This window comes from Streptomyces sp. NPDC046805, from assembly GCF_040645355.1.
Taxonomy (GTDB): domain Bacteria; phylum Actinomycetota; class Actinomycetes; order Streptomycetales; family Streptomycetaceae; genus Streptomyces.
Genome location: NZ_JBEYYC010000004.1, coordinates 279,119 through 300,553, shown reverse-complemented (window position 1 = coordinate 300,553; position 21,435 = coordinate 279,119). Strand labels below are relative to the sequence as shown.

Annotated in this window: 20 protein-coding genes and 1 pseudogene; 19 read left to right on the top strand and 2 right to left on the bottom strand. The window is 67.7% G+C overall.

Going from position 1 to position 21,435, the window contains the following annotated elements; translation table 11 throughout:
* Positions 1–13: 13 nt before the first annotated feature.
* The 13 genes from icmF (at position 14) to ABZ910_RS07555 (ending at position 14,674) form a co-directional block, all read left to right on the top strand.
* The gene (gene icmF, locus ABZ910_RS07615; RefSeq protein ID WP_361360597.1) at positions 14–3,244 is read left to right on the top strand and encodes a fused isobutyryl-CoA mutase/GTPase IcmF; all 3,231 of its coding nucleotides are present in this window, start codon (positions 14–16) and stop codon (positions 3,242–3,244) included.
* Positions 3,245–3,296: 52 nt separating this feature from the next.
* On the top strand, positions 3,297–4,157 hold the full coding sequence (locus ABZ910_RS07610) for a 3-hydroxybutyryl-CoA dehydrogenase (protein WP_361360595.1): 861 nt from the start codon (positions 3,297–3,299) through the stop codon (positions 4,155–4,157).
* 308 nt (positions 4,158–4,465) lie between these two features.
* Positions 4,466–5,152: an NADPH-dependent F420 reductase gene (gene npdG / locus ABZ910_RS07605; RefSeq protein WP_361360593.1), complete on the top strand. Its 687-nt coding sequence runs from the start codon at positions 4,466–4,468 to the stop codon at positions 5,150–5,152.
* Positions 5,153–6,051: 899 nt separating this feature from the next.
* Positions 6,052–6,672: a TetR/AcrR family transcriptional regulator gene (locus tag ABZ910_RS07600; protein WP_361360591.1), complete on the top strand. Its 621-nt coding sequence runs from the start codon at positions 6,052–6,054 to the stop codon at positions 6,670–6,672.
* A 176-nt stretch (positions 6,673–6,848) separates the two neighbouring features.
* Positions 6,849–7,649 carry an enoyl-CoA hydratase-related protein gene (locus ABZ910_RS07595; protein ID WP_361360589.1) on the top strand — a complete coding sequence of 267 codons (801 nt, stop codon included), beginning with the start codon at positions 6,849–6,851 and terminating at the stop codon, positions 7,647–7,649.
* Positions 7,650–7,651: 2 nt separating this feature from the next.
* Positions 7,652–8,077 carry a zinc ribbon domain-containing protein gene (locus ABZ910_RS07590; protein WP_361360587.1) on the top strand — a complete coding sequence of 142 codons (426 nt, stop codon included), beginning with the start codon at positions 7,652–7,654 and terminating at the stop codon, positions 8,075–8,077.
* The gene (locus ABZ910_RS07585; RefSeq protein WP_361360585.1) at positions 8,070–9,212 is read left to right on the top strand and encodes a thiolase family protein; all 1,143 of its coding nucleotides are present in this window, start codon (positions 8,070–8,072) and stop codon (positions 9,210–9,212) included. Before ABZ910_RS07590 ends, ABZ910_RS07585 begins: the two co-directional genes overlap by 8 nt.
* Before the next feature lie 10 nt (positions 9,213–9,222).
* On the top strand, positions 9,223–9,831 hold the full coding sequence (locus ABZ910_RS07580; RefSeq protein WP_361360583.1) for an SDR family oxidoreductase: 609 nt from the start codon (positions 9,223–9,225) through the stop codon (positions 9,829–9,831).
* Between the two features lie 40 nt (positions 9,832–9,871).
* Positions 9,872–10,639 carry an SDR family NAD(P)-dependent oxidoreductase gene (locus ABZ910_RS07575; RefSeq protein WP_361360581.1) on the top strand — a complete coding sequence of 256 codons (768 nt, stop codon included), beginning with the start codon at positions 9,872–9,874 and terminating at the stop codon, positions 10,637–10,639.
* Complete coding sequence (locus ABZ910_RS07570; RefSeq protein WP_361360579.1) at positions 10,636–11,676, top strand: TIGR03617 family F420-dependent LLM class oxidoreductase; 1,041 nt, start codon at positions 10,636–10,638, stop codon at positions 11,674–11,676. The genes ABZ910_RS07575 and ABZ910_RS07570 overlap by 4 nt, the downstream gene beginning before the upstream one ends.
* A 29-nt stretch (positions 11,677–11,705) precedes the next feature.
* Complete coding sequence (locus ABZ910_RS07565; protein ID WP_361360577.1) at positions 11,706–12,899, top strand: CaiB/BaiF CoA-transferase family protein; 1,194 nt, start codon at positions 11,706–11,708, stop codon at positions 12,897–12,899.
* A gap of 115 nt (positions 12,900–13,014) precedes the next feature.
* Positions 13,015–14,358: an MFS transporter gene (locus ABZ910_RS07560; RefSeq protein ID WP_361360575.1), complete on the top strand. Its 1,344-nt coding sequence runs from the start codon at positions 13,015–13,017 to the stop codon at positions 14,356–14,358.
* A 10-nt stretch (positions 14,359–14,368) separates the two neighbouring features.
* Positions 14,369–14,674, top strand: coding sequence for a hypothetical protein (locus ABZ910_RS07555; RefSeq protein WP_361360573.1), 306 nt, complete (start codon positions 14,369–14,371; stop codon positions 14,672–14,674).
* Between the two features lie 297 nt (positions 14,675–14,971).
* On the opposite strand, the gene ABZ910_RS07550 is transcribed toward ABZ910_RS07555, so the two are convergent.
* Positions 14,972–15,541, bottom strand: a complete 570-nt coding sequence (locus tag ABZ910_RS07550) for a TetR/AcrR family transcriptional regulator (protein WP_361360571.1) — start codon at positions 15,539–15,541, stop codon at positions 14,972–14,974.
* 130 nt (positions 15,542–15,671) lie between these two features.
* Here ABZ910_RS07550 and ABZ910_RS07545 point away from each other — a divergent pair, with 130 nt between their 5' ends.
* The 5 genes and pseudogenes from ABZ910_RS07545 to ABZ910_RS07525 all read left to right on the top strand — a co-directional run.
* Positions 15,672–16,865 (top strand): acyl-CoA dehydrogenase family protein, encoded by a 1,194-nt coding sequence (locus ABZ910_RS07545; protein ID WP_361360569.1) that lies wholly within the window; start codon positions 15,672–15,674, stop codon positions 16,863–16,865.
* Positions 16,862–17,881: a phosphotransferase family protein gene (locus tag ABZ910_RS07540; protein WP_361360567.1), complete on the top strand. Its 1,020-nt coding sequence runs from the start codon at positions 16,862–16,864 to the stop codon at positions 17,879–17,881. Before ABZ910_RS07545 ends, ABZ910_RS07540 begins: the two co-directional genes overlap by 4 nt.
* A 359-nt stretch (positions 17,882–18,240) precedes the next feature.
* The gene (locus ABZ910_RS07535; RefSeq protein ID WP_361360565.1) at positions 18,241–18,387 is read left to right on the top strand and encodes a hypothetical protein; all 147 of its coding nucleotides are present in this window, start codon (positions 18,241–18,243) and stop codon (positions 18,385–18,387) included.
* Positions 18,388–18,527: 140 nt separating this feature from the next.
* Positions 18,528–18,827 (top strand): hypothetical protein, encoded by a 300-nt coding sequence (locus ABZ910_RS07530; RefSeq protein ID WP_361360563.1) that lies wholly within the window; start codon positions 18,528–18,530, stop codon positions 18,825–18,827.
* A 639-nt stretch (positions 18,828–19,466) separates the two neighbouring features.
* Positions 19,467–19,588, top strand: a pseudogene (locus ABZ910_RS07525) (IS481 family transposase); the annotation flags it as partial.
* A gap of 4 nt (positions 19,589–19,592) precedes the next feature.
* Here ABZ910_RS07525 and ABZ910_RS07520 read toward each other — a convergent pair.
* Positions 19,593–19,811: a hypothetical protein gene (locus tag ABZ910_RS07520; RefSeq protein ID WP_361360561.1), complete on the bottom strand. Its 219-nt coding sequence runs from the start codon at positions 19,809–19,811 to the stop codon at positions 19,593–19,595.
* 213 nt (positions 19,812–20,024) lie between these two features.
* On the opposite strand from ABZ910_RS07520, the gene ABZ910_RS07515 reads away from it, so the two are divergent.
* Complete coding sequence (locus ABZ910_RS07515) at positions 20,025–21,434, top strand: MFS transporter (protein WP_361360559.1); 1,410 nt, start codon at positions 20,025–20,027, stop codon at positions 21,432–21,434.
* The last annotated feature ends 1 nt before the right edge of the window (position 21,435 follow it).

Below are 21,435 nucleotides of genomic sequence, written 5' to 3'. Positions count from 1 at the left end.
TGGGAAGGCCCCCATGAGCGATCTGCACCGTCCCGTGCATCCCGTCCGCCTGGTCACCGCTTCGGCCCTGTTCGACGGGCATGACGCGTCGATCAACATCATGCGGCGGATCTTCCAGTCCCAGGGTGCCGAGGTGATCCACCTCGGACACAACCGGTCGGTGCAGGAGGTCGTGGACGCGGCACTCGAGGAGGACGTACACGGTGTGGCGGTCTCGTCGTACCAGGGCGGGCACGTCGAGTACTTCGAGTATCTGATCGAATCTCTGCGCAAGCGGGGAGCGGAGCACATCCGCGTGGTCGGTGGTGGCGGCGGCGTGATCGTGCCCGAGGAGATCACCCGACTACGCAAGGGCGGGGTGACCATCTTTTCCCCCGAGGACGGCCAGCGGATGGGTCTCGCCGGGATGGTCAACTCGGTGGTGAAGGACTGCGACTTCGACCTCTGGGACGGCAAGTCGACCGATGCCGACGCCGTACTCGCCGGCGACCGGTTCGCGGTCGCCCGCGCCATCACCGGCGCGGAGCTCGGCAAGCTCTCCGCGGACCTCCTGGAGCGGCTGCGCGCCGCTGCGGCGTCACGGATCACGCCGGTGCTCGGCATCACCGGCACCGGTGGCTCCGGGAAGTCGTCACTGACCGACGAGCTGGTGCGCCGGTTCCGTGTCGGCCAGCAGGACAAGCTGCGGATCGCGGTGATCGCGGTCGACCCGACCCGCCGCCGTGGCGGCGGTGCGCTCCTCGGCGACCGCATCCGGATGAACTCCCTCGACGGGAACTGGGTCTTCTTCCGCAGCCTCGCCACCCGCGGCAGTCACGAGCTGCCCGAGAACCTGTCCGACGTGATCGACGTGGTCAAGGCTGCCGGATTCGACCTGGTGATCGTCGAGACGCCGGGCATCGGCCAGGGCGACGCGGCGATCGTGCCGTTCGTGGACGCCTCCCTGTACGTGATGACGCCGGAGTTCGGCGCCGCCTCGCAGCTGGAGAAGATCGACATGCTCGACTTCGCCGACGTCGTCGCGATCAACAAGTTCGAGCGGCGCGGCGCCAAGGACGCGCTGCGCGACGTGGCCCGCCAGCTGGTCCGCAACCGGGAGGCGTTCGACAAGCGGCCCGAGGACATGCCGGTGTTCGGCACCTCGGCCGCGACGTTCAACGACGACGGTGTCACCGCGCTCTACCAGCACCTGAAGACTGACCTTGCGGAGAAGGGTCTCCCGCTCTCCGAAGACACGCTGCCGCCGGTCGACATCCGCCACTCCTCCGGCATCCGCCAGGTGGTCCCGGCCGACCGTGTGCGCTACCTCGCGGAGATCACCGAGACGGTTCGCAGCTACCACGCCGAGACCGACCAGCTCGCCGAGGCGGCTCGCCGGGTCCAGCGTCTGGACTCCGTCAAGGACGAACTCGTCGCGGCAGGCTCCGCCGCCGACAACGTGGACGCGCTGCTCCAGGACGCCCGCAGGCGGCTCCCGCACGAGGTCACGGAGCAGCTCGCGAACTGGCCCGCCGTCGTGGAGTCTTACTCGGGCGACGAACAGGTCGTGAGGATCCGAGACCGCGAGATCCGCACCGAGCTGACCCGCGAGTCCCTGTCGGGCAACAAGATCCCCCGCGTGGCATTGCCGACGTTCACCGACCACGGGGAGCTGGTGCGGTTCTGGCGTAGGGAGAACCTGCCCGGCTACTTCCCGTTCACCGCCGGGGTGTTCCCCTTCAAGCGCGAGGGTGAGGACCCGGCGCGGATGTTCGCCGGCGAGGGCGATCCGTTCCGCACCAATCGGCGTTTCAAGCTGCTGTCCGAGGACCAACCGGCCACCCGGCTGTCCACAGCCTTCGACTCCGTCACCCTGTACGGCCGTGACCCCGACGAGCGTCCCGACATCTACGGCAAGGTCGGCACCTCCGGCGTCTCCGTCGCGAACCTGGACGACATGAAGGCGCTCTACGACGGCTTCGACCTCGTCGCGCCCACGACTTCGGTGTCGATGACGATCAACGGTCCGGCGCCCACCGTGCTGGCGTTCTTCCTTAACACCGTCATCGACCAGCAGGTCGAGAGGTTCCGCGTCGCCGAGGGTCGCGATCCCTCGCCCGAAGAGGCGGCTGAGCTGCGCGCGCACGCGCTGGCGAACGTGCGCGGCACCGTGCAGGCCGACATTCTGAAGGAGGACCAGGGCCAGAACACCTGCCTGTTCTCCACCGAGTTCTCGCTGCGGATGATGGCCGACATCCAGGAGTGGTTCATCGCGAACCAGGTTCGCAACTTCTACTCGGTCTCCATCTCCGGCTACCACATCGCCGAAGCCGGTGCGAACCCGATCAGCCAGCTGGCCTTCACCCTCGCCAATGGATTCACCTACGTCGAGGCCTACCTGGCCCGGGGCATGCACATCGACGACTTCGCCCCCAACCTGTCGTTCTTCTTCTCCAACGGCATGGACCCCGAATACTCCGTCCTCGGCCGCGTCGCCCGCCGCATCTGGGCCGTCGCGATGAAGGAGAAGTATGGCGCGGGCGAGCGTTCCCAGAAGCTGAAGTACCACGTCCAGACCTCCGGACGCTCCCTGCACGCCCAGGAGATGGACTTCAACGACATCCGCACCAGCCTGCAGGCGCTCATCGCCATCTACGACAACGCCAACTCGCTGCACACCAACGCCTACGACGAAGCGGTCACCACCCCGACCGAGGAATCCGTCCGCCGGGCCCTGGCCATCCAGCTGATCATCAACCGGGAATGGGGCCTGGCGATGAACGAGAACCCCCTTCAGGGGGCGTTCATCATCGACGAGCTCACCGACCTCGTGGAAGAAGCCGTACTCCAGGAGTTCGAGCGGATCAGCGAGCGCGGCGGAGTGCTCGGGGCCATGGAGACCGGCTACCAGCGGGGCCGTATTCAGGACGAGTCGATGCTCTACGAGCAGCGCAAGCACGACGGCACCCTGCCCATCATCGGCGTCAACACCTTCCGCAACCCCCACGCGGACACCGCCGCATTCCGCGCCCTTGAACTCGCCCGGGCCACTGAACAGGAAAAGCAGTCGCAACTGGAACGGGTACAGGACTTCCAGACCCGTCACCACGACCAGGCTCACGCCGCACTGGGCGCCCTCAAGGAGGCGGCGATCAGCGGCGGCAACGCCTTCGCCGTACTCATGGACGCTGCCAGGGTCTGCACCCTTCAGCAGATCACCGAGGCGTTCTTCGAGGTCGGCGGCCAATACCGCCGCAACGTCTGACCCTTCCGCCATGGCAACGATCCGGCCGCTTACGCACCAGACAGGACTCCGTATGAACCCCGTTACCCGTCTCGGCATCGTCGGCTGCGGTCTGATGGGCTCCGGTATCGCCGAAGTCGCCGCCCGCAGCGGCATCGACGTCCTCGTCGCCGAAGCCACGCACGACGCCGCCGAAGCAGGCCGCCGTCGCATCACCGCCTCCCTCGACCGGGGCGTACGCAGCGGCAAGCTAAGCGACGAACAGCGCGATCAGACCTTCACCAGGCTCTCCTTCACCCACGACCTCGGCGACATGGCCGACCGCCAGTTCGTCATCGAGGCCGTTGCCGAGAACCGCGACATCAAGACCGACGTCATCCGGGCCCTGGATAAGGCAGTCGAAGACCCTGCGGCGATCCTGGCCACCAACACATCCTCAATCCCGATCATCGACCTAGCCATCGCCACCGAGCGGCCCACGCAGGTCATCGGCATGCACTTCTTCAACCCCGTTCCAGTGCAGCGACTGGTCGAACTCATCCCCGCTCTCACCACCACGCGGGAGACCGTGGAGCGCACCCGGAATTTCGCGCAGCAGTTGGGCAAGGAGGCCATCCAGGCGCCTGACCGCTCCGGTTTCGTGGTCAACGCCCTCCTCGTCCCATACCTGCTCAGCGCGGTGCGGATGCTGGAAGCAGGCGCCGCAGTCGCGAGCGATATCGACCGGGGCATGGAACTCGGCTGCGCCCACCCCATGGGACCGCTGCGCCTGCTCGACCTCATCGGTCTCGACACCGCCCAGGCCGTGGCCGAGTCGATGTACGAGGAGTTCAAGGAGCCGCTCTACGCGCCGCCCGCCCTGCTGCGCCGCATGGTCGCCGCGGGCCACCTCGGTCGCAAGAGCGGCCACGGCTTCTACGCCTACGACGCTTAGTTCCTCGCCGTGTACTTGCCAGCCGCCTGCTGTGAACAGTCCACGGCGGAATCCAATGGGTCACCCGATAAGGATCCGGCGGTGCGCCTGCGAGTGGCTGGAGGACGCCGGCCGCACGAGCCTCCGGCCGGTCAGCGCACCACGGTCTACGGCCACGTCCCGCCTGAGCGCTTGGCTACCGCGCGGGCCGACTCGCAGGCGGATATCGAACGGACGATCCCCGGTTCCTGGCGGCTCCTTCCGGTCCTCTCGGCCGGTTCTCCCTCGGACAGAGTTCACACCCGTTGTCCTCACACGCAAGGATCATCATGACCAGCATCATCAGTTACAAGATCGCCGTCATCGGAGGCACCGGCCCCCAGGGCAAAGGCCTGGCCTACCGGTTCGCCCAGGCCGGCCACACCGTCGTCATCGGCTCACGGTCATCGCAGCGAGCAGAGCAGACGGCAACCGACATCTTGAGCCGGCTCGGCGACGACCGCGCCCAGATCAGCGGGGCGGACAACACCACCGCCGCCGAGTCGGCGGACGTCGTGCTGCTCGCCGTGCCGTACGACGGTCACGCCGCGCTGGTCGCATCGCTGCGGGACCAGCTGACGGGCAAGGTGGTGATCAGTTGCGTGAACCCACTCGGCTTCGACAAGCGCGGGCCCTACGGTCTCGATGTCACCGACGGCAGCGCGGCCGAGGAGGCACAGCGCATCGTGCCCGATGCCGACCTGGTGGGTGCCTTCCACCACCTGTCCGCGGTGAGCCTCTGGAGCCAGGCCGAGCTACTCGAGCACGAGGACGTTCTGGTCTGCGGCGACAACCGTCAGGCGAAGCAAGTGGCCATCCACCTGACACATGCCATCAACGGCCGCGACGGAATCGACGCCGGCGCGCTACGGCTGGCCCGTCAGCTGGAACCGCTCACCGCTGTGCTGATCGGCATCAACAAGCGGTACAAGATCCGCTCCGGAATCCGCATCGCTGGCCTGGAGCACAGTGGATGATCCCCGACGGCGAACCGTCGTGGCACGCCGTCGTAAGTATCAAGAGCCTCGATCAAGCCAAGAGCCGGCTTGCCGCACTGGGAGACAGGGGACGACGGGCGCTTGCGATGGGAATGGCGGAAGACGTCATCGCGGCGCTTGTCCGGGCTCGGGTGGTCGCAGGTGTTGTTGTTGTCTGTGACGATCCGCCAATAACCCGCATGGCACGTTCCTATGGCGCTGACGTGCTGGGTGACCCTGGGGGAGGGCTGAATGCGGCTTTTCGCCAGGGGATACGCTCAAGGGCGAGGTGGACTGTCGGGTGTGTCTGGTGACGGCGGATCTGCCGTGCTTGACAGCCGAGTTGGTCGATAGCGTGCTGGCCGATGCGGCACGGCACCGAGAAGCTGTCGTCCCGGATCTCGCGGGCACCGGGACAACGATGCTGACATTCGCGGCGGGGACCGTGACGTCGCCACGGTTCGGCCCCGGGTCCTTCCGGCGCCATGTCGCCTCCGGTGCCCAGCCCATCGCCCTTGACGTTCCACAGGTTCGTTGTGACGTCGACACACCCGAAGACCTCCGGGTCGCACTCCGCCTCGAAATCAGCCGAAACACGGCGGCTGCCGTTGCCATGACCAAGACGTGGTGATGTGTCGAGGTGAGGGCTGGCGAAGAGCCCGCTGGCGGGCGTGAGAAGGGCCAAGAGGCCCGGCTGAGCCTGCAGACGCGTGTGCCGGAAGCCGTAAGCGGCGTACCAGTTGATGGCCAGATCTGTTGCCACCATGCCGCAGGCAGATCCACTCCCGCCCGCACCCGCACCCGACCACGGTACTCTCGTCGTCGCCACTAATGGTGGCTGACCAGCAACTCATTACAGTGGGTTATATCCGAAAACGGGAGTCTCCATGACGATACGAGTGGAAGGCGAGCCGCGAAACAAGCAGCAGATGCGCACGGAGCGCTCGGCCAACCGGCTGCTGAAGGCGGCGGCCGAGATCGTGGTCGAGGGCGGTGTCGCGGCCCTCACGCTCGCCAACGTCGGCGAGCGGGCAGGCTACAGCCGCGGTCTCGTCACGACCCGCTTCGGCTCGAAGGGCAATCTGCTCCGGGCGTTGGTGGAGCGGATGACGAAGACGTGGGCGGCCGCGCACGTCGAGCCCCGGGTGCGCGGCAAGTCCGGGCTGGACTCTCTCTTGGAGATGATGCGGGAGATGCGAGAGCAGATGTCGCGCAGTCCCAAGGAGGTAATCGCCTTGCAGGTGCTGCTCTTCGATGCGCTCAACCCCGGATCGGTCACCCGGCCGCCGATCGTCGAGTACAACGCCAACCTGCTGCGGTCAGTGGAGTCGAGCATCGAGGCCGGCATGCACGAAGGCACCATCGACTCGGACCTCGACGCGCACCGGGAAGCCAGGTGGGTGCTGGAAGGGATTCGCGGGATTGGGTTCCACTGGCTGCTCGAGCCCGATGACTACGACGCTGTCGCCGCGCTGACCCATCTGATCGAGGTCGTCGAGGCCCGGCTCGGCGTCTCCTGAGGCGGCAACTGCAGCCGTGTTGCCGGGTCCAGCTGACTGCGCGACGAGCTGTTCCTAATCGCATTCACGCGGGCTTTGTTTGTTAACAAGCAAGAAACTAGCGCGAGCTGTTCCCAAGCGCATTCACGCGTGTTAGTTTCTTGCTTGTTAACAAGCAAGAAACTAGGGAGCCCGTCATGAGCATCGACGCGACGCGGGAGGGCAGTACCCTCCTGATCACGCTCAATCGCCCCGAAGTGCGCAATGCGCTCGACCTCGAGCATCTCGACGCGCTGCGGGACGAGCTGTGTCGGTTCCGGGACGATCCGACGTTGCTCGTCGCCGTGCTCACCGGGACGGACAAGGCTTTTTGTGTCGGCACCGACTTGAAGCAGGTGCCGGATCCCCGGGCGTCGTTCGCAGAAGGGTATTTCGCCCCGCGACGGGAGAGCGTGGACGCGGGGGTCTACGTGCGGGCGCTCACCGTCAGCAGCCTGGACATCCGCAAGCCGTTGATCGCGGCGGTCAACGGGTACGCGATCGGCGGGGGCATGGAACTCGCGCTTGCCGCTGACCTCCGGATCGCGAGCGAATCGGCGTCCTTCGGCCTGCCGGAGGCGCGCTGGGCAAGCGTGCCGGGCATCGGCGGTGTCTCGTACTTGCTGCGGTCGATCCCCCGAGCGGTCGCGATGAAGATGATCCTGACCGGAGACCGGATCGACGCTGCAGAGGCCCTGCGGTTGGGCCTGGTCAGCGATGTCTGCGACAGCCCGGCGCTGGTGGAGCGGGCGATGGAACTCGCCGCCAGGATCGAGGCGAACGGACCGTTGGCCGTCCAGGGCCTGAAGCAGCTGAGCGACCGTACCGACGACATGTCGTTGAGCCAATCGATCGAGCTCGAGCAGCTGATGTGGGGGCTGCTGCGCGACACCGAAGACCGGCTCGAGGGCAAGCGAGCCTTCGCCGAGCGCCGCAAGCCGCAGTACCGGGGGCACTGATCATGGCGGATCGAGAGGTGGTCACGGCGGCCGAGTCCGATCTCTTCGTCGTCGACGACGAGGGCGCTGTTCGCCTCGTTGCGAGCAGGTGCGCGCGTTGCGGGAGCTCCTGGTTCCCGAGGCGACCCGTGTGCGGAGCCTGCGGGTCGTCAGCACTGGCCGAGCGTCACGTCGGGCCAACCGGCACCGTCTATGCCGCGACGATGGTCCGGGTCGGCGCGGCTGGCTTCGATACGCCGTACTGCCTGGCCTATCTCGATGTCGACGACCTCCGTGTGCTTGCACCCGTGGAGGTGGCGGGAGCGCCCCCGGCGACGCCGATCGCGCCGGGGACCCGCGTCCGGCTCCATGCCGGATCCGCCGACTCGGCCCAAGCTGCGTCGTATGTCGCCACACCCACGAGCACGGAAGGCGAGCGTCATGCGTGAGGTACGGATGGTCGGCGCGGCGTACGGCCGATTCCGCAAGCGCCCCGGGGAAGCAGCTGCGGCGCTCGCAGAAGAGGCGCTGCGAGCTCTGGTCGACGCAACCGAGGTCGACCCTCAGCGGATCGACGCGGCGTACGGCGGAACCACCTTCGGCGGCAGTCTCATGACGCAGCGTGCCCTGCAGGGCATCGGGGTGTCCGGACCGCCGATGGTCACCGTGGAGAACGCCTGCGCCGGCGGTGGCTCGGCGGTCCACCTCGCCTGGCAGGCGGTGGCATCGGGGTCGGCAGACTGCGTCGTCGCCCTCGGTGCCGAGAACCTCACTGATCTCGGGGGTGGGACGCTGCCGCTCAGTTCGCGCGACGTGGAGGTCGGCCTGGGGATGGTGATGCCGGCCGCCTACGCGATGCGGGCGCAACGCTATCTTGCAGACTTCGACGCACCGCTGGACGTGCTCGACCTGGTCAGTGTGAAGAACCGGGGCAACGGAGCACTCAACCATCGGGCCCACTTCCAGCAGTCGGTCGATACGGAGGAGGTCAGGGCGTCTCGAGCGATCGCCGATCCGCTGCGTCTCCTGCACTGCTGCCCCAACACCGACGGAGCGGCCGCCGTCCTGCTGACCAGCGAGGCGGTGGCACGAGACCTTCCCGGGCCGTCGGTGAAGGTCGCCGCGAGCGCGATTCGCTCAGGGACGTTCCACAACGGGTATCGCGACATGACCTGGCCTGACATCACCGCACGAACCTCGAAGGCCGCCTATGAGATGGCCGGCCTGAGCCCCTCGGACATCGACCTAGTCGAACTCCACGACGCTTTCAGCATCTCCGAACTGCTGCACGCTGAGGCGCTCGGACTCGCCGACCGCGGGGCGGCCCACGTCCGTCTGGCGCGAGGGGACTTCGATCGTCACGGCCCGCTGCCGATCAACCCGAGCGGGGGGCTGCTCTCTCGCGGCCACCCGGTCGGCGCGACCGGGGTCGCCCAGATCTGCGAGATCTATTGGCAGCTCACCGGCCAGGCCGGTGAGCTGCAGCTGCCGGATCCAGCCGTCGGTCTTGCACACGTGACCGGAGGCGGGATCTACGGCGTGGACAACGGCGCCTGCTCCGTTCACATCCTGTGCGCCGAGTGAGAGGAAGTCGATGAGCAACCAGATGATCAACCAGGTCGTCGAGCTGATCGGGCCGGACCGGTCGAACTCCGACGATTTCCCACAGCTGGCCGGACCGCTCCGGGATCTGGGGTGGGAGGTCCGACGCCACGCGGACCCGGCGACCGGCACCCTTCACAACCTGGTGTTCGATCCGGGACTGCTGGAGTCGCCCACTGCGGCGCGGGCCTCAGCCGCCGTCGCCGACCTGCAGGCGGCGGTCGACGCCGCCCGTGAGCGGTTCCCGGCCAGCGGGGGCAGGATCGTGGTGATCGCATCCCGTGATTACCTCGGGGCTCCGTCTCGGACGGCCGCAGCCGCTGCCGGTGGGGGTCTCGTCTCCGCAGTCCGCAGCCTCGCCCTGGAGTTGGGCCGTGCGGCCATCACGGTCAACCTCGTCGTCGGTCTGCCGGTCGGCACGGGCGAGGGCCGCTCCGATCTCGTCGGCGCCCGAGCGGAGTCGCTCCTGCCGTGGGACATCACCGCGGCCGAGCTCGCTGCGACGGTGGCGTTCCTGCTCGACCCGCGCAGCTCCTACATCACCGGCCAGGTGCTCCACTGCACCGGCGGTGCGAGCCTGCTGTCGAGCTTGACGTCGTGAAGTCCCACGGATGATGAGTCGCAAGGAGGAGGCAACACACATGGCACAGCGCCATCGGATCGCGGTGGTCACGGGAGCAGGCTCGGGCATCGGTGCCGCCACCGCTCGCGAGTTCGGCGATGCGGGCATGAGCGTGGTAGTCGCCGATATCGACGGCGAGAGCGCCGAGAGAGTCGCCGGCGAGATCCGGAGCGCCGGAGGGGATGCGCGGCACGTGAGGATGGACGTCACCGAACGCGACGGCTTCATCGCCGCGTTCGCGGCAGCCGAGAGCGCGTTCGGTGAGGTGGACGTGCTCGTCAACAACGCGGGTACCGGCCAGAACGGGGGCATCCGGAACATCTCCGACAAGGACTGGGAACGAACGATCGCGATCAACTTGAACAGCGTGTTCTACGGCTGTCAGGTCGCGGCGGAAGCGATGATCCCGCGGCGCCGCGGGACGATCATCAACGTCGCCTCCCGTGCCTGGCTGGGGTGGTACGGACAGTTCGCTTACGCCGCCACTAAGGGCGGGGTGGTGTCGGCCACCCGCTCGCTGGCGATCGAGCTGGCGAAGTACGGCGTAACAGTCAACTGCATCGCCCCGGGACTGATCGACACCCCGCTGGTGCAAGCCCTCGACGAGGAGGTCAAGCGCAAGCTCTTGGCGGCGCAGCCGACCGGGACGGTGGGCCACCCCCGGGACGTCGCGTGGGCAGCACGCTTCCTCGCCTCGCCCGGCGCCTGCGGCATCACCGGCCAGACCATGTATGTCTGTGGCGGCAAAAGCGTCTATGCCACTCCTGCGCACCAGGGGAGGTCATGATGCGCACGATCATGCAACTCTCCGTTCCCGACGGCGGTCTGCAGCGCACCGCCGAGCTGGCCCGCGCGGCCGAGGCCGCGGGCGAGGATGTCGTGGCGATCAGTGAGATCAACTCCGACCCGATGCTGCACCTGACGCTCGCGGCCCAGGCCACCAGCAGTATCGGCCTGATGACCAACATCGCGGTCGCCTTCGCGCGGAGCCCCATGACGCTGGCGATGCAGGCGACCGCTGTGCAGGAATACAGCGGCGGACGACTGATCCTCGGTCTCGGCAGCCAGGTGCGACCTCACATCGAACGCCGGTTCTCGATGCCGTGGAGCGCGCCGGCACGGCGGATGGAGGAGTACGTTCGCGCACTGCAAGCGATCTGGCGTGCGTGGGAGACCGGCGAGCCGCTGCGGTTCGAGGGTGAGTTCTACCAGCACACGCTCATGATTCCGGAGTACGCACCGCAGGTGAGCCAGCGTCCCCCGGCGGTTCTCATCGCCGCGGTCGGGCCGAGAATGACCGAGGTCGCCGGCGCAGTTGCCGATGGTGTGATCATCCATCCGTTCACCACGGAGCGGTTCCTCCGCGAAGTCACGTTGCCAGCGCTGCGGAAGGGCATGGCGCGAGCCGAACGGCCCGCCGAGGACGTGCAGCTGGTGGCCGCGCCGTTCGTGATCACCGGCAGGTCCGGTGCCGAGCTGGAGCGGTCGCGCGAAGCGGTGCGTCGGCGGATCGCCTTCTACGGTTCGACAACGGCGTACCGTCCGGTGCTGGAGACCCACGGTTGGGCCGAGCTCGGTGACGAGCTCAACCGGATGTCAAAAACCGAAGACCCCGATCGATGGGAGCACATGAGCGCTCTCATCTCCGACGAGGTCCTCGCCACCTTCGCGATCGAGGGCAGCCTCGACGAGGTGGGTGACCGCGTACGGCAGCGGTTGGGTGATCTCGTCGACCTGATCAGCATCAACCAACGCGGCGTCGAAGATCCGGAGACGATGCTGCGGGCCACCGCAGCGATACGCGACAGCCACCCGCGCGGGTGAGACCCATGCGCGCTACGCAGGGAGACGACATGAAGCCGGTACTGGACGGCGTGCGCATCATCGACGCTGGGACCGTTCTCGCCGTACCCGCGATGGCCGGGATCCTCTCCGACTTCGGGGCGGACGTCATCAAGATCGAGCATCCGGTCGCCGGCGATCCGGGCCGGCGTTATCCGCCGCACAGCAGTGAAGGGCAGTGCCTGACGAGCAAGGTCACGAACCGCAACAAGCGATGTCTGGGGCTCGACCTGTCGCGCCCTGAGGGCCGCGACGTCCTGCTCGACCTGGTAGCCGACGCGGACGCGATCATCTTGAACTACCGCCTGTCCACCTTGAAGAAGTGGGGCATCGATTACGACGATCTCACGGCCGTGAACCCCGAGATCGTGGTGCTGCACCTCACCGGGTTCGGCAGGACCGGCCCGTACGCCGATCGGCCGGCGTTCTCCCGCATCGTCGAGGCCTACAGCGGGCTGACCTATGCGACCGGGGACGCTGCGGGGCGCCCGATGCCTGTGGGAGCGCCGATCGCCGACCACGTGGCGAGCGTCTACGGAGCGTTCTCGCTCATGCTGGCGCTGTACCACAAGCGACGGACGGGACGGGGCCAGCTGATCGACCTGAGTCTCGCCGAGTCCCTGATTCGGGTTCTGGACGGGTTCTACGTCGGTTACCGCGAGACCGGCTACGTGCCGGAGCGCTCCGGCACGGCCAACCCGGTGATCGCGCCGCACGACACCTACCGGTTCGCCGATGGCTCGTGGGTGCAGGTGCCCTGCAGCACGCAGAACATGTTCGAGCGACTCTGCTCGATCCTCGGCGCCGACCATCTCGTGAAGGACCCGCGCTTCCGAACGAACTCCGAGCGCGTGCTCAACAGGGACGAGCTGGACGACGAGCTCGTGCCCCGGCTGGCTGCGATGCCCAGCGACCGGTTCCTCAGTCTGGCCGAGGAGGCCGGGATCGCCGCAGCACGGGTCAACTCGGCCGCCGACCTCGCCACAGACCAGCACGCCGTCGAGCGCGGCATCCTCGAGGAAGTCTTCGACCCGAACCTGCACCGTGATCTGCTGATGCAGGCTGTGGTCCCACGCCTCTCCGTATCCCCCGGCGCCATCCGTTGGGCGGGCCGTGAGCTCGGGCAGGACACCGACTCGGTGCTCGGCGACCTCGGCTACTCGACGGGCCGCATCGACGAACTCCGCGACAGCGGCGTGATCTGATCGCCCCTACGCGACACGGCTAATCGGCCGAGCTCCTCCGACGGCCGTGACCCTTGCACCTTCCTTGGCCTATGTGATTGTTGGCCAACAATCAAATTAGTGAGGAGAAGTGTTTATGTCGGCTGAGCTCATAACACGCGGGACGGGTGTGGCTCCCAAACGGTCGGTCACCGGGCTCATCATCCTGTTGACGGCGATCTGCGTGGCGGACGGCTTCGACCTGACCGTCTTCGCGGCCGCACTCCCGGTCCTGCTAAAGACGCAGAAGTGGGGCATCACCGCGGTGTCGGCGGGCAACGTCGCGAGTATTCAGATGGTGGGCTTGCTCGTCGGCGCGCTCGTGTCCGGCTACCTCGGCGACCGATTCGGCCGGCGGAACACCGCGATCGGCAACCTGGTCGTCTTCAGCGTCTTCACCGGTCTGGTGGCGGTCGCCCCGAACCTTGCCGTGGTCGCGGCCCTGCGATTCCTCGGCGGGCTGGGCCTCGGCGGCATCATCCCGGTGCTGATCGCGCTGGTCGCGGAGTACTCTCCCGCGGACCGTCGGTACTTGAACAACACGATCATGCTCGCGGGCACGGGCGTAGGGGCCTTCCTCGCCCCACTGAGCGGTGCGCTCCTGCTGTCCCACGCGGACATCCGCTGGCTCTTCGCCGAAGGGGGCTTCGTCGCCCTCTTGGTGCTGGTCCCGCTGGCTGTTCTCTTCCTGCCCGAGTCGGCCCACTTCCTGCGGGCGCGCGGCCGGACCGACGATGCCGACCGACTGGCCGACCGCTACGGACTGACGGGAACCCCGGACGAGGAGTCTCATCCGCATGAGGCCAAGGTGCGGATCCGGTCGCTGTTCACCGGTCCGCTCCTCCTCCGAACCCTGGCGATCCTGATCGCCGAGTTCTTCGTCTTTGGGATCGCCCTCGGATTCTTGACTACCTGGCTCCCGCAGTACCTGGTGCTCGGCGGCTTCCAGATCAGCAGCGCGCTGGTCTTCAGCACGGTCACCGGCATCGCCATGGTGGTCGGCGGTGTGCTGGGCGGGATGCTGCAGGACCGACTCGGCGCGAAGCCCGTCGTGATCGGGTACAGCCTGCTCGGCTCGGTCGGCCTGCTCGTGCTCGGCTTCGCCCTCCAGGCCCCGGCGGTCATCTACGTCGTGGTCTTCGTACTCGGCTTCGCCAACATGCTCTACCTCATACACGGCCTGGTGGCCAACAGCTACCCCGCCGAGGCGCGGAGCACGATGCTCGGCCTGGCCTTCGGCGTCGGCCGCGTGGGTGCGATCGTCGCCACCCTGGCCGGTGGCTGGCTGGTCGCGGCTCATCTCGAGCCGCGCTGGAACTTCTGGGCATGGATCGTGCCGATGCTCGTCCCGGCCCTCGCTCTCGCCTTCGTGCGTGTCGACAGGACCGTCGCGGCACGATCCGCGGAGTCGGCCAGGGCGGAGGTCCAGACTCAGTCTTGAGGCCCGGGGTGTGAACTGCGCCGTCGAGCTGTCGCCGGTCTTTGTGGCCGAAGCAGAGTCCAGGCGTGAGGCGGGATTCGCGGCGGCGCGCGGCGCGGTTTCGCTCGGCGAGGTCGATCCGGCCGAGGTCGGCTTTGGCAATCTCGGCCGGCCCGACGGCTTCCTTGAGCGGCAGGTGGGAGTGTGGGTTCGCGAGCGAGACTCCTACATGGAAGTCTCGGCTATACGGGCCCGCAGCTCCCGGGCTGTTGGTGGTCGCGCAGTGACTCGAGCGGAACAGGCCACCAGCTTTCAGGACAGGCCTGCTGCACGATGACCACCACATCGCGAACCTGCATTGCTGCTGAATGAGTGTGCGAACTGGCGTGGTTGATATAGCTGCTGGGGTGATGTCAGCACCTGGGCGCCGATGGCGGTGAAGTGCGCGTCGACAAAGCCCTTGGTGAGGTAGCCCGCGTTGTCCCGGATGAGGAATCTGATGCCTCCGGCGCGTGTGTCGTCCCAGCTGATGGCATAACTGCGATTCAGCCGGGGTGACATGGGTTGTAGACATGCACTGGCGGGGTGGGTGATGGCGCGGAAGGCGGCCGCCGAGGCTGTGGACGGCTGGGGTTCAGGTGACAGCGCCGACGATGCGCAGGGCGAATTCGCCGTAGTCCCACGCCACGACGTCTTCAGTGAGTTCGCCGTCTTCGCGGAACCAAACGGCGACGCCCATACCGAGGTCGAGGATGGCGTAGGAGGCCATGCGGGCCGACGTCACCGTGAAGCGCCCTGCGGCGATGCCGGTGTTGATCAAATCGCGGAAGCCGGCTTCGTATTGGGCGCGTATTGCCAGCACGTCACTGCGGTGCGGCTCTTCGAGGCTGCGGATTTCGCGGTTGCCGACGAACGCCTCCAGACGGTGGCGGGCGTGGTAGCGCACGTGGGCTTCGGTGGCCCGACGCAGGCGCTCGGTGGGGTCGTTGGTGGTGTCGATGGCTGCGCGGTGCAGGGCGAGCAGGTTCTGCATGGTGCCGGTCATGATCTGCACGAGCAGGTCCTGCTTGGACGCGACGTGCTTGTAGAGGCTGGGGCCGCGGATGCCGACAGCCGCACCGATGTCGGCCATGGTCGTCGCGCCGTAACCGTGGGAGGTGAACAGTTCCAGCGCGGCGGCGCGGATGTCGTCGGCCCGAGACACGGAGTACCTCCTTCTGGTTCGACCGATCGCCAACGGTTGGCTAACTAAGAATAGCAGGGTGGGTCTTGCAGCTGCCTGCAACCGCTTCTAAACTTGGCTAATCATCATTAGCCAACCCTGGGGATAATGTATGGCTATCGATCTGACACCGGAGACCGCCGTCGCGGACCTGGCGCAGCGCACGGCTCGATTCGTCCGCGAGGTCGTGCTTCCCGTCGAGGAGGAGCATCGCGGCGTGGCCCGCACAGACAGCGTGCGGACACAACTGCAGACCGCGGCCAAGGAGGCAGGCGTCTTCGCCCCTCATGCGGCGCGGGAATTCGGCGGTCACGGGCTGGACATGCGGGGGCGCGCGCTGGTCTTCGAGGAGGCCGGCTACTCGCTGCTCGGACCACTGGCCTTGAACATCGCAGCGCCCGACGAAGGCAACATGCACATGCTGGAAGCCATCGCCACGCCCGCGCAGCAAGAGCGCTACCTGCGCCCGCTGGCCTCGGGCGCGGTTCGCTCCTGTTTTGCCATGACCGAGCCGGCGCCGGGGGCAGGATCCGACCCCAGCGCGCTGGCGACCCGGGCCGAGCCGGTCCCGGGAGGCTGGCGGATCCACGGGCGTAAGTGGTTCGTCACCGGGGCCGACGGCGCGAGGTTCGCGATCGTGATGGCGCGCACCACGGGCGCGCCCGGGGACCGGGGCGGCGCGACGATGTTCCTGGTGGATGCCGACAACCCGGGCATGAAGACGGTCCGGCACATCGAGACCCTGGACGAGAGCCTGTTCGGCGGCCACATCGAGCTGCTCTTCGATGACTGCTTCGTGTCCGACGAGGCGGTTCTCGGCGAGGTGGACGAGGGCTTGCGCTATGCCCAGGTCCGGCTCGGCCCGGCCCGCATGACGCACTGCATGCGCTGGCTAGGCATCGCTCGCCGGGCGCAGGACATCGCTGTGACGCGGGCCGCCGAGCGGGAGCTGTTCGGGTCGCGTCTGGCCGATCTCGGCATGATCCAACAGATGATCGCGGACAACGAGATCGATATCGCAGCCTCGCGGGGGCTGATCACACAGGCGTGCTGGGAGCTCGACCAGGGCCGCTCCGCCGCGCAGTCCACCGCGATCGCCAAGACCTTCTGCGCCGAGGCGATTTACCGCGTGGTGGACCGCTCGCTGCAGATCTGCGGGTCGCTGGGGGTGTCGGGCGACGTGCTCCTCGGGCGGTTCCTGCGTGAGGTCCGCCCGTTCCGGATCTATGACGGCCCATCGGAGACGCACCGCTGGGCGATCGCCCAACGCAGCGTGAAGCGCCACGAGCAGGCGGTCGGCCGATGAGCACCGTCGACGGGCTGGACCTGAGCGCGCTCACGCGGTTCTTCGCCGAGCACGTCCCCGACTTCCGTGGAGAGTTGCACGCCCACCTGGTGCAGGGCGGCCGCTCCAATCTGACGTACCGGCTGACGGACGGTCACAGCAGTTGGGCGCTGCGCCGCCCGCCCCTGGGCGGGCTGACCCCATCCGCGCACGACATGGTCCGGGAATTCCGAGTCATCCACGCGCTAGCCGGCAGCGGCGTTCCCGTGGCGCGCGCGGTCGCCCTCGGCGACGCGCATGTGATGGGCGTGCCGTTCGCCCTGGCCGAGTACGTGGACGGCGTCGTCATCCGCACCGAAGAGCAACTGGACGCCTGGCCGGACCAGGCGATCGCCGATTGCGCCCACACCCTGGTGGACGTACTGGCCAGGCTCCACGCCGTCGAGCCCGCGGCTGTCGGACTGGCAGACCTCGGGCGGCCTGAGGGCTACCTGGCCCGCCAGGTCGGGCGCTGGTACGACCAGTGGCAGCGGGTCCGCACCCGCCATCTGCCCGACATCGACGCCCTGCACGAGCAGTTGGCGCGGGCCTGCCCACCCGAGAGCGGCGCTTCGATCGTGCACGGCGACTTCCGGATCGACAACGCCATCTTCGCTTCCGACGACCTGTCGCAGGTCCGCGCCCTGGTGGACTGGGAGATGGCCACGCTCGGCGATCCGCTCGCCGACCTCGGCCTGCACCTGGTCTACGCCGACCCGTCCTTCGCACCGGTGCTGGCAGGCGAGGCCGCCTCGACCAGTCCGCGTCTGCCCACCCCCGCCGACCTGGCCCAGCGCTACGCCACCGCCAGCGGCCGTAGCCTGGACAACCTCGGCTACTACATCGCCCTCGGCTACTTCAAGATCGCGGTGATCGCCGAAGGCATCCATGCGCGCCACCGCCAAGGCCTGACCGTCGGCTCCGGGTTCGAGACCGTAGGCGACGCGCCCGCGCCCCTGGCCGCGGCCGGATTGCACGCACTGAAGAGGAACGCATGAGCCCCTTCGTCCTGATCTGATCCGCTCGGAAGGCCGAGTGGCCGCCAAATTGGGGCCGTTCATCAGGGACTTCCTTCCGGTTCTGGGGACGCCTCCCCCTGAGGGGTCACGAAGTTTCCGGACAGGGACCCAATAGGGTAGCCCTGAGAGGACGTTCGCGAGTGATCGTCCGTTTCAGGGCTGGGTTGGGTGAGGTTGGCTGGTGGCGGGCGCGGCTGCTCGTCTGCGCGAGTATCAGGTGACCACGCTGCTACTCGTCGGCTAGGTGGTGTTCCCGATCATTGCGCGCTTGGATAGGCGCATGTCGGAGGGGGAGCGGGGCTCGGCCCGTTGGCGTAGTCACGGACAAGACGCCGGTCGTGGCCCGCGCCAGCATCGCCGAACTGCTCGACGCTCATCCCTCCAACGACCCCGCGTACCCCGGAGCCCCCTCCAAGATCCCCGACGGCTGGGAAGCCCACCACACCGTCCTCGAACACCTGGCACCGCACACCATCGGTGCCTGATGAGCCCTTACACTCCGCCGATGGCACGGGATGCTGGTGTAGTTGCGCGTGACGATCGCGGGCACGCCACCGGAGAGATCGGTCGTCTCGCGGCGACACGGTCGCCAGCCGGCAGGTGGTCCTTTCGGCGGCTGCCAGTATTGCTCCGGCTTGCTGAGGGGCAGCCGGACCTGGAGAGAGTTCGTACTGTCGATGCCCACGACGCTTCAGAACTGACGAAGACGGAACAGCGGCAGAAGGAGCCGACCGAAGAGGTCATCGGTACGGCGCTCGCGGCGGGAGACGCAGCGGTCTGGGTCATCGCACAGGGCCTGGAGCGAGCGGCCAAGGGGCGATGGTGGCGGCGCAGCCGTGACAGTCTCGGGGCCTACGCGGAGGCGACCATCGGCCGGTCCGCCGTCTACGGACACCAGTTGAGGGAAAAACGCCGCTCGCCCTGAAACAGCGCAACGAAACCGGCACCGTGCCCAAGCCGTCCCAGTGAAAATCACCTGCAAGACCGAACAGCGGCACCGCCGCGATGCGGCAGTCACCCTCTACGAAGCCGTCCGCGACGTCACTACCGCATTGGGCGGCCGCCTAACCGCCGACAGCCTGGAGGCCGTTCATCACAGCCTGCCGGGTCGTCTGCCGGAAGACCCCCGAACAGCGGTGGACGGTCATCGAGCAGACAGCTCGTCACGCCCTCGGTGCGGAGGAGGGCACCGCGCCTCCAGACAAGGAGCCGCAGCCCGTGCATTGGAAGGGCCCATGACCCATCCGCTTCGCGGCACCCGCCTTTGGCCCGTCGGAGAGCACCTCGGCACCCATGCCCGTAACCGAGGCGAACAACAGCGCCCCTATCGAAGCCCCGGCAGCGAGGAGGGGGCTGGCCGGGCCGGCACTGCCTGCGACGCCCGCGGGGACGTTAGCGACAGAGGCCGTTGCCGAAAGCCTGGCCGCACTCCAAGGGGCGCTAGGTGTTGCGGGTCGTGACGTTGTAGATGCTGGGGTCGGTGCGTAAGAGGCAGGGTCCTTGGGCGGCAGGATGAGAACCGCCAAGTCACTCGTCCGCCGGCGAAAGGACCAGGACCTGCCTGGTGTCCCAGCGTGATGCCCCGCTGCCCGTCGGAGGCCGTCGTCGTCTGGTCCGGCGGTGTCAGGAACGGCCGATCGCCCACGTAGCCGCGAGATGAGCATCTCGCGTGCCTGCGCGAGCAAGTGAGTCAACCGTCACCGCCCGCCACGGCGACCTGACGAACGACGTCCTGCCCCGAGCCCGCGACGCCGACGGCACAGGTATCCAGCATGCAGTCGACCGCGGCGTCGAGCACGTCCTCCGGGATGTCGGCGAAGGACAGGCCCGCGCAGGACGCGCTGAGCGCCTGGTCCGCGAAGGCGGGTGGCGCTGACGTCCCCGCCGCGCTGCTGGATACACGAACCATAGCTGTCTCCCGAATGTCGTTGCCCACTTATCGGCACGCTGTGCTGCTGAGCAGCATGTGGAAGGCCGCGCGACGCGTCAACTCCCGCCCGAAACCCGGACGATCCCGCGATTTTCCCGATGTTGAAGCACTTGACAGCCCCTCAGCGAGCATCTTCCATAGCGGCAGCTTTTCTGGAACAGCGCGCCACTCACTGGCACAGATGGAGACGTCATGGATGCTGTCCCCGCGATCGACGAGCCGGAGCGGTTGAGCGACCGCCTCAACCGCATTCCCGTCCTGACCCGGACCCACAAGCGCTGGACCGGCCCGCTCGCGGGCCTGCTGCTCGTCGACATGGCCGACCTGAACACCTTCGCGTTCGCCGCACCGGCGATCCGTGCCGACTGGGGCCTGTCCGTGCAGCAGGTCGGCACCATCACCGCCGCGTCGTTCCTGGGCATGTTCGCCGGCTCCATCGCCGGCGGGCGGATCGCGGACCGCATCGGCCGCAAGCGGGTGATCATCGCCGCCACGGTCTTCTTTTCGCTCTTCTCGCTGCTGTCCGCCGTCGCCGTCGGCACCACCGATCTCGCCGTCTACCGGGTGCTCACGGGCTTCGGGCTCCAGGCGATGACCGTGGTGGTGCTGACCTACGTCGCCGAGATGTTCCCCCGCGCGCACCGTGGCCGGTCGCAGGCCTGGATCGTCGCGGTCAGCCTGCTCGGTATCCCTGCCATGGCGTGGTTCGCCCGCGCGATCGTGCCGACGGGACCGTCGGCGTGGCGCTGGATCTTCGTCCTGGGCGCCGTCGGTCTGCTGTTCCTGCTGCTGGTCGTCCGCGGGCTCCCGGAATCGGTCCGCTGGCTCGAGGCCAATGGACGACGGGACGACGGGCTCCAGATCGTCGAGCGCATCGAGCAGGAAGCCCGCGCGAAGATCGGCGGCGACCTGCCGGCGGTCGTCCGGGAACCCACCATCGACAGCGGTCGTGCGATCGACCTGGTGCGCGGCGGCTATCTCACGCGCACGATCGTCCTGAGCCTGACCATGATGCTGGCCCTGTCCGGCTTCTACGGGTTCAACTCCTGGGTGCCGACCCTGCTGAACGAGCACGGCCTCACCCCGGCCCAGGCCCTCACCTACTCGTCCATCCTGTCGCTGGCGGCCCTGCCCGGCGCGCTCCTGGCCCTGCTGTTCATCGACAAGGTCGAGCGCCGCACCGCGGTCCTGGTGATCTACACGATCGTGGCGGGCCTGTTCCTGGTGTTCGGCTTCACCGACAGCGACGGCGTCCTACTAGCCAGCGGCCTGCTGATCACGATGCTGCTGCAGGCCTCCACCCCCTGCATGTACACCTACCTGCCGGAGATCTTCCCCACGAACCTGCGCGCACTCGGGGCCGGGATCGGCAACGGGGCGGGCCGGCTGGCCACCTTCGTGACCACCTTTCTCATCGCAGCCCTGCTCAGCTGGCTCGGGTTCACCGCCGTCTTCCTCTACCTCGCCACGGTCATCCTCCTCGCCGGTCTGACCATCGGCCTCTTCGGCGAACGCACCCGTGGCCGCAGCCTCGAGGAGATCACCCAGGTCGCGCGCCCGGCGGCCGAGCACGCGCAGCCGCGCGCCGCGCAGACGTCCTGAC